Raw genomic sequence first — 1,686 nt, 5'->3', positions numbered from 1 at the left:
GTTCTTCACCTATCTGATTGCGCTCGGCGACTTCGCGCACGTTGTGGTCGGCTCAACAGAATTGTTCATGGTCGCGTTCACTGGAGAACAGGATCTTGCGAAGATCATTGGGGTGAACCTCCTACCTGCCTTGGCCGGCAATATTATAGGCGGGTCGGGCCTCTTTGCGATGCTCGCCTGGGGCCAGGTGCACGCGGAGCTGGACGAGGACAACTGAGCCTTGGCGCCAACCCGGCCCGCTCCGGCGGGCATACACGCCACCCCCCAACATTACAGAATGGTAAGTTGAAGCCCGCGGCGGATTAATATCGTTACACATGTAACACATTGCATCCGCTCACCCGGCGATAATGCCTTTTCGGGAGGAAATCTGTAGAATGTCTTTCAAGTCCGCGCTCTTGGCGGGAACCCTTGCGCTTGCCATCTTTCCAGCTGCCGCCCAGACTGAAGCTAACGGCGCCGCCCGTATGTTCGAGCCAGATTATTTTGCTCAGTTTTCTCCAAGCACTGGGCTTGATATGGTTCGCCGCATTCCCGGTTTCTCGATTCAGGAAGACGATGATGGATCAAGGGGGCTTGGCCAGGCAGACGGCAACGTCCTGATCAATGGCCGCCGGGTGTCCGGCAAGTCTCTTACCCTCAGGGATGCTCTCGCCCGAATTCCCGCTACAAATGTAGAGAAAATCGAGCTTGTCGACGGGGCGTCGCTGGATATTCCGGGTCTTTCCGGACAAGTCGTCGACGTGACCGCCGCAGTGAACGGCGTCTCCGGCACCTGGGAATGGCGTTCGCGTTTCCGCCAGCACCTGCCGCCCTTCTATGACGGAGCAAACCTCTCCATTACGGGCCGCACGGACGCGCTGGCTTGGACGCTCGGCCTCAGGAACGACCCGATCCGCGGCGGCGGATCCGGCGACGAAGCGGTCTATAATGGCAATCGCGATCTCATTGAATTCCGTGAACAAGTCATCAACCGCACCGGCAACGCACCGGGCGTGTCGGGTTCGCTCGAATGGACGCCGGCGAATGGCCCTATCGCCAACTTCAATGCCGAGTACAACGAATTCCGGATCGATACACGGATCGTGTCGAATCGCTTCCCACGGGACGGACGCCAGGACCGGATCCGTATTTTCGATGACCGTGAGGATGAGTGGAACAGCGAGATCGGCGGCGATTATGAATTCGGCCTGGGCCCCGGCCGGCTGAAGACGGTTGCCCTCTGGCGCTTCGAGCACAGCCCGTTCCGCCAGCGCGTGCGCACGACGCTTGCGGACGGCACTCTGGACGAGCGTTCCATCTTTCATCAGACCGTCGACGAGGGCGAATCCATTTTGCGCAGCGAATACAGCTGGGCGCCAGCCGAAGGCCGCGACTGGCAGATCGCCGCGGAAGGCGCCTTTAACTTTCTGGAAGCCGATGCAATGTTCCAGACGCTCGATACGGGTGGCGGGCTGGTCGACGTCCCGCTCAGCAACGCCAATTCGAGGGTCGAGGAAAATCGCATAGAGTTCTCGGTGACGCACGGGCGGAGCCTGACATCGGACATTTCTATACAGGCATCGATCGGCGCGGAATATTCCGAACTCTCGCGGACCGGCGGTGCCAGCCAGACTCGTGAGTTCACGCGTCCCAAAGGCTATCTGTCGGCCGCCTGGGCCGTGGATGACAAACTCACCATCAATG

2 protein-coding genes are annotated in these 1,686 nt (G+C 59.7%); both read left to right on the top strand.

Annotation, left to right across the window (positions count from 1 at the left end):
- Positions 1 to 217, top strand: a 217-nt coding sequence (locus tag WA989_RS10525; protein ID WP_424340452.1) for a formate/nitrite transporter family protein, incomplete at its 5' end; no start/stop codon positions are given.
- A gap of 160 nt (positions 218 to 377) precedes the next feature.
- Positions 378 to 1,686: TonB-dependent receptor plug domain-containing protein (locus WA989_RS10520; protein ID WP_424340451.1), on the top strand; the 1,309-nt coding region annotated here is incomplete at its 3' end.

It is taken from the genome of Henriciella sp. (assembly GCF_049649345.1).
Taxonomy (GTDB): Bacteria; Pseudomonadota; Alphaproteobacteria; order Caulobacterales; family Hyphomonadaceae; genus Henriciella.
The sequence above is the reverse complement of the archived record's forward strand: the minus strand, read 5'-3'. Positions and strand labels throughout refer to the sequence as shown.